The following is a 6,426-nucleotide window of genomic DNA, read 5'->3' as shown; positions in this document are numbered from 1 at the left end:
CGCTCCGGGGCTTTTTCCAAACTCAAACCAACCGGCGCTTACGCCGCGCCGACCCGCAACGGCCGCGCCGTCGTCTGCGACTGGTTTTTGATATACAGCCCGCGCATCCCCGGCATCGGCTTGAACGAGTCGGTGATCCCCAGCACGGTCTCGGCCGCGCCCAAGAACAGATACCCATCGTCCGGCAGCAGGTTGGCGATCTGCTCAAGCACCTTGCGCTTGGTTTCCAGGTCGAAATAGATCAGCACATTGCGGCAATAGATCACGTCCATGCGGCCGATCATGCGCAGATCTTCCAGCAAATTCAGCTTTTTAAACCGCACCGACTGACGGATCTTGGGCGAAATCCGCCACATCTCGTCGATCTTCTCGAAGTGCTTGACCATCATCTGGATCGGCAATCCGCGCTGGACCTCGAACTGGGTGTACAGCCCCGACTGGGCCTTTTCCAGACAACGATCAGAGATATCAGTCGCCAGGATGTCCAGATTAACCCGCGGATAGATCATCCGCATGTCGTCCATCATCATGGCCAGCGAGTAGGGCTCCTGGCCGGTCGAACAGGCGGCACACCAGATCTTGATGTCACCATTGATGCGGCTGCGCGCCAGAGCCGGCAGCACATCCGACTTGAACTGGTCGAACGGCACCTTGTCGCGGAAGAAGAACGTCTCGTTGGTGGTCATCGCATCGGTGACCGTGGTCATCAGCTTCTCGTCGCGCTTGGTGCGCAGCGCCGTCAGCAGGGCCGAGACATTGGCGAACCCTTCACGGCGGGCCACCGGCGCCAGCCGCGACTCGATCAGGTAGGTCTTGTCGGAACCCAAAATCAGACCCGACCGGGTCTTCAGGGTGGCGGCAAGATGATCGATATCTTCGGGTGTCATGGTCTCTCCCCTCGAGCAAAGGCTTTGCAGGCCTGAGCGAGGCCGTCTATGGTTTTGATATATTCGGCGTAGCCCGCTTCGGCGACGGCGCCCGGCATGCCCCAGACAACGCTGGAGGCTTCATCCTGGACCATCACCGTGCCGTTGACCGCCTGCAGCGAGGCGGCGCCGTCACGGCCGTCATGGCCCATGCCGGTCAAAACGACGGCCAGGGCATGGTTGCCGTAGGCGTCGGCAGCGGATTTGAACAGTGGGTCGACCGCCGGACGGCACCAGTTGACCTGAGGCCCCTGATCCAGCTTGATCTGCTTGACGATCGGGTCGTTCTTAATGGTCATGTGGAAGTCGCCGGGGGCGATGTAGACATTACGGCTTTCGATCAGCATGCCGTCCTTGGCTTCCTGCACCTTCTGCGGCAGCGCCTTGTCCAGGTGCTCCGCCAGGATGGTGGTGAAGGTGGCGGGCATGTGCTGCACGATCAGCACCGGAATCTTCCAGTCGTTACCCAACCCCAGCAGGAAGTTGCGCAGCGCCGGCGGACCGCCGGTCGAAGCGCCGACCACCAGGCAGTCGATGCGCTTGGGGCCCGTGCTACGTGGGCGCAGCGGCACGACCGGCGCCGCCACGGGCGTGATCGGGCGCAAAATCGTAGGAGCCGGCTGAGGCGCGGAACCCGGACGAAGCGACGGGGAAGGCGAAAACGAAGTCGATGAATGTCCCATGGACGGGGACGTATTCAAATTCTGTGCCGCAGACGACTCGGACGGCTGCGACGGCCAGGCGCGCGTCCGGCCGCACAACGCGCGGATCTTGGTCAGCAACTCGGTGCGGAAGCCGTCGGCTCCACCGATCCGCGTTGAATCCGGCTTGGGGATATAGTCGGCGGCGCCCAGTTCCAGGGCGCGGATGGTGACATTGGCCCCGCGCGTCGTCAGGGTCGACGCCATCAGCACCTTCAAGCCCGGCTTGGCGGCCAACAGCTTGGGCAACGCCTCAAGCCCGCCCATATTGGGCATCTCGATGTCGAGGATCAGGACGTCCGGCTGGATCTCCTTGACCTTTTCGACGCCCTTGGCGCCATCGATGGCCAGCCCGGCCAGGACCATGTCGGGCTCGTGCTCCAGCCAACGCGAGATCAGCCCCCGCACGACCGCCGAGTCATCGACGATCATGATCTTCAGGGGCCGTAAAGACGCGGCAGGATTGGGATACAGGGCCATTCTCGACGACACAAATGAGGGTGGAATACGCGCTACTTGGGAACCTGACTTAAATCAGGCCGACTTCGGAGAACTTGGCTTCCAGGATTTCGCCATCGAACGGCTTCATGATGTATTCCGATGCGCCTTCGGTCAGGGCTTCGGTAATGTGGGCCAGGTCGTTCTCGGTGGTGCAGAACACCACGATCGGATCCTTGCCGCCGTCTTCCTTGCGCAGTTGGCGCAGGAAGGTGATCCCGTCCATGACCGGCATGTTCCAGTCCAGCAGCACCGCGGCCGGCATCTTTTCCTTGCACAGGTTCAAGGCTTCGAGGCCGTCATTGGCTTCGAGCACTTCGAACTGGAGGTTTTCGAGGATGCGGCGTGCGACCTTGCGGATGACGCGGCTGTCGTCGACGACGAGGCAGGTTTTCATTGAGGTAACGTCCTGTAAAGAAAGGGCTTAGGCCGCTTTCAAATGCGCCGCATCCAAAAGGGTCTGAGGCTCCAACACTATCAGAAGTTCCTTTTCCAATTGATAAACACCGACGATTATTTCGGCCCAGCGCGGCGGCAGATTGCCCGGAGGCGCGTGGAACTTCTCGTCGTCCAGCTTCAGGACTTCATCAACGGAATCAATGACCAGACCGTAGGAATCGCCATGCACTTCCAACCCGACGGCCAGGGGCTCGGGCGAACCTTCCGGACGCGGCGGTAACCCTAACCGGCGCCGCGCGCAAACCGCGGTAACGATCCGGCCGCGCAGGTTCAAAACGCCGGCGATCTCGCCGCGCGACAAAGGCACCGGCGTCAGGCCGCGGGGATGGAAGACATCGTGGACGCGGGCGGCGTCGACACCGAAGAGCTGACCGCCGACGCGGAGGGTGACGTAATCGCGCAGGCTCATGCCACGGCCCTTTCACTGGAAGAATGCCCCGCCCCAGAAGAATTGGGAGAGCGCTGGTGTTCGGCCAGGCCGCGCAGGTGGTAATAATCGACATCGACGATTTCGCAGGCCCGGCCGGCGACGACGGCGGTGCCGCGCACGCCCGGACGATCGGCCGACAGCTCGATCTGCAGGCGGTCCTCGACGACATCGACGATCTCGTCGACCGCCAGGCCCATGGCATAGCCTTCACCGGTAAACACCAGCAGCGGCTGAATGCCCTCGTCCTTGAGCGTATTGTAGTCGCCGACATTGAGGATCGGCATCAGCTTGCCGCGATATTGCAAGGCGGCGCGGCCGTCCATGCGCTCGATCTGCGACACTTCGATATGTTCCAGGCGCGTAATGTGCTCCAGCTCGACCGCCTTGGGCGCGCCGCTGCCGGCCTTGAACAGCAGCATGGCGCAACGGTTGTCGTTGGTGGTTTCCACAGTGCCCTCGTTTTCCTCGGCCTGCTTTTCTTCCAGCATGTTGCCGGCGCGTTCCGACATGGCGTTCGGATCCAGGATCAGCACGACCGAGCCGTCGCCCAGGATGGTGGCGCCCGAGAAGACGTCGACATCGCGCAGCACGGTGGCCAGCGGCTTGACGACGATTTCCTCGGTATCCAGCACGTCATTGACGACCAGGCCATAGCGGCGCTCGCCGACCTGGATGACCATGACGAAGCTCGGGTTCTCGGTCTTGGCGGCTTCCAGTTGCAGCGTCGGCCCAAGCTGGACCAGCGGCAGCAGCTTGTCGCGCAGACGCAGCACCAGGGCTTCGTTGATGCGCTCGATCTTGTGCTCGGCGGTGACGCCGGTGCGGACCAGTTCCATGACGGCGGTCTGCGGCACGGCGAACTTCTGGCCGCCGGCGCCGACGATCAGCGCCGAAACGATGGCCAAAGTCAGCGGGATCTTGATGGTGAAGGTCGTGCCCTGGCCGGGGATCGAGTTCAGGTCGATCTGGCCGCCGATCTGTTCGATATTGGTGCGCACCACGTCCATGCCGACGCCGCGGCCGGACAGGTTGGTCACCTTGGCGGCGGTCGAGAAGCCGGGGGCGAAGATGTAGCGATGGACCTGCTGGTCGCTCATCGTATCCAGCTCGGTCCGCGTCGCCAGGCCCTTTTCGACCAGCTTCTCACGGATGCGGGCGGTATTCAGCCCCTTGCCGTTGTCGGAGATGCGGATGACGATGTAACCGCCTTCGTGGAAGGCGGCCAGCTTGACGGTGCCGACGGCCGGCTTGCCCAGAGCGATACGCTCTTCGGTGGTCTCCAGCCCATGGTCGGCCGAGTTGCGCACCATGTGGGTCAGCGGGTCGCGGATCAGTTCCAGGACCTGGCGGTCCAGTTCCGTCGCCTCGCCCTCCATGACCAGGTCGATCTTCTTGTGCAGTTCGTGCGACAGGTCGCGGACCAACCGCGGCAGCTTCTTCCACGCGGCGCCGATGGGCTGCATCCGCGTCTTCATGACGCTGTCCTGCAGCTCGCCGGTCAGGGTCGACAGGCGCTGCAGCGGGGTGGCGAACGCCGAGTCTTCCCGGTTGCGGCTGATCTGCAGAAGCTGGTTGCGCGTCAGCACCATTTCCGAGACCAGGGTCATCAACCCTTCCAACACGTCGACCGACACGCGGATCGACTGGGTGTTGTTGAGCGCGGCCAGATCTTCACCGCCCATCGAGGCGGGCAGGGGCTCGGCTTCCTTCTTGGCGACCGGAGCCGGGGCGGGCGCGGCAGGCTTCGGTGCCTCGACAACCGGCGCAGTGGCGGGCGCTTCGACTTCAGCCTCGGCGGCGGCAAAGGCGGCTTCCAGCTCGGCTTCGGACACTTCGCCGGGACGCAAAACGCGGCCGGTGGCGGGGTCGACATCGCCGGCCTTCAGATGCTTGGGTTCGTCTTCGGGACCGGCGGCGGCGGCGAAGGCAGCCTCCAGGTCGGCTTCGGAGACTTCGCCGGGACGTAAGGCGCGGCCGGTGGCGGGATCGATATCACCGGTCTTCAGGGTGGGCGCGGCGGCGGGCAGGTTCAACTCAGCCGGTTCGATTTCGGAGCCGATCGGGCGGTTGGGGACTTCGACGGCGTGGACGGCGGACAGATCGACGGCCTGGCCCTCGGCCATGGCTTCCAACTGCGCGATCAGGTCGTGGTCGTCGCCTTCGGGTTCGATGCCGGAGCCTTCGAGGCCAGCCAGGATCACCTTGATGCGGTCGATCGAGTGCAACACCAACGTCACGGCATCGGCATTGACTTCCAGCTTGCCGTCACGAAAGCGGCCCAGGAGCGTCTCGCCGGCGTGGGCGACGGCTTCGAGGCGCGACAGGCCCAGGAAGCCGCAGGTGCCCTTGACGGTGTGCACGAGGCGGAAAATGTTATCGAGCGTCTTTCGCTCGGAGGGGTTAGCCTCGAACCGTACCAGTTCGGCGTCCACGACCTCCAGACTTTCGGCAGTCTCGGTCAAAAACTCGGCAATTAAATCGTCCACGGCTGTCCCCGTCTTTTTGGAGGTGGCTTGGAGACGTAAAAGATACACTACGCCCCGGCCTAACAGCGTCATATTGCTGAGCTTTGGTTAAGAGAGCGTTCGCAAAACCCTAACCAATTCTAAATCAGCGCATTTTGTTCATATTGTCGCCATAGTTGCGCAAACGTTTGTCGCAAGCGGGGGCGCCGTAAAGACGGTTGCCCCAATCTGAACAACCACCGTTAACGGCCTTAATCTTCCCTCTCCCCGCTGGGCGGGGAGAGGACGAGAGCCGAGCGAAGCGTGGGCGACGGCGCGGGGCGGCGAGCCTGAGGGGCCTTCAGAGGACAACTGCGCACTAAACTCGTCCGCTGGCGCCTTCTTCCTTCTCCTCCCCATTTCTTCAATGGGGAGGTGGCGAGCAAGTGAAGCTGGGCCGAAGGCCAGCAGCGAACGCGTCGAGACGGAGGGGTCCTCTTAGCGGCTAATCCTCGAAGGAGACGATAGTGACTTGGCCCGCGACCTTATCAAGGCATAGGACTGGCGGGTCGGGAAGCCGGAGCCATCGCCCGGCCTTGATGCGCGACATCACCTTAGTCTTATACGCCTCCGGAGTTTTCGGCTTCGGGGTGTGATGCCGGTGTTCATTACAATACCGGCACGCGGCGACGATATTTTTTCGGCAATCCCGCCCACCACCATCCATGCGCGCGACCAGATGCTCGGCGGTACACTTGAACTGCCGGCTGGCTTTCAACCCAACCCCAAACCGTTGACAGAACTCGGCTGGGTCCTCCTCCCACATCGGGACCCCACAGTAAAAACAGAGTCCGCCTTGGCGCTCGGCGGCCTGATGACGGATACGGCGCAGTTTTCTGGAATTTGACATGGGCACATCCTGTTTCAAAGCATTGAAATGGATGTGCCGTACCCCTCAACAGGTACGC

The 6,426-nt window shown here is 62.7% G+C and carries 7 protein-coding genes; 1 reads left to right on the top strand and 6 read right to left on the bottom strand.

Annotated elements, in window-relative coordinates; genetic code table 11:
- Positions 1-38 precede the first annotated feature (38 nt).
- From ABAC460_RS40365 to ABAC460_RS51205, 6 genes are all read right to left on the bottom strand, one after another.
- Entirely contained in the window at positions 39-887 is an 849-nt protein-coding gene (locus tag ABAC460_RS40365; RefSeq protein WP_023454469.1) for a CheR family methyltransferase, read from the bottom strand.
- On the bottom strand, positions 884-2,107 hold the full coding sequence (locus ABAC460_RS40360; protein WP_023454468.1) for a protein-glutamate methylesterase/protein-glutamine glutaminase: 1,224 nt from the start codon (positions 2,105-2,107) through the stop codon (positions 884-886). The genes ABAC460_RS40365 and ABAC460_RS40360 overlap by 4 nt, the downstream gene beginning before the upstream one ends.
- Before the next feature lie 49 nt (positions 2,108-2,156).
- Positions 2,157-2,522, bottom strand: a complete 366-nt coding sequence (locus ABAC460_RS40355; protein WP_023454467.1) for a response regulator — start codon at positions 2,520-2,522, stop codon at positions 2,157-2,159.
- A 27-nt stretch (positions 2,523-2,549) separates the two neighbouring features.
- Positions 2,550-2,993, bottom strand: coding sequence for a chemotaxis protein CheW (locus tag ABAC460_RS40350; RefSeq protein WP_023454466.1), 444 nt, complete (start codon positions 2,991-2,993; stop codon positions 2,550-2,552).
- Positions 2,990-5,500, bottom strand: a complete 2,511-nt coding sequence (locus ABAC460_RS40345; RefSeq protein WP_023454465.1) for a chemotaxis protein CheA — start codon at positions 5,498-5,500, stop codon at positions 2,990-2,992. Before ABAC460_RS40345 ends, ABAC460_RS40350 begins: the two co-directional genes overlap by 4 nt.
- Before the next feature lie 463 nt (positions 5,501-5,963).
- Positions 5,964-6,185 (bottom strand): hypothetical protein, encoded by a 222-nt coding sequence (locus ABAC460_RS51205; protein ID WP_369794121.1) that lies wholly within the window; start codon positions 6,183-6,185, stop codon positions 5,964-5,966.
- On the opposite strand from ABAC460_RS51205, the gene ABAC460_RS50895 reads away from it, so the two are divergent.
- Complete coding sequence (locus ABAC460_RS50895) at positions 6,114-6,365, top strand: hypothetical protein (protein ID WP_235075832.1); 252 nt, start codon at positions 6,114-6,116, stop codon at positions 6,363-6,365. The two genes, ABAC460_RS51205 and ABAC460_RS50895, sit on opposite strands and share 72 nt — an antisense overlap.
- Positions 6,366-6,426 lie beyond the last annotated feature (61 nt).

It is taken from the genome of Asticcacaulis sp. AC460, from assembly GCF_000495795.1.
In the GTDB taxonomy this organism is placed as follows: Bacteria; Pseudomonadota; Alphaproteobacteria; order Caulobacterales; family Caulobacteraceae; genus Asticcacaulis.
Note: the sequence above shows the minus strand (reverse complement) of the source record. Positions and strands in the feature narration are given on the sequence as shown.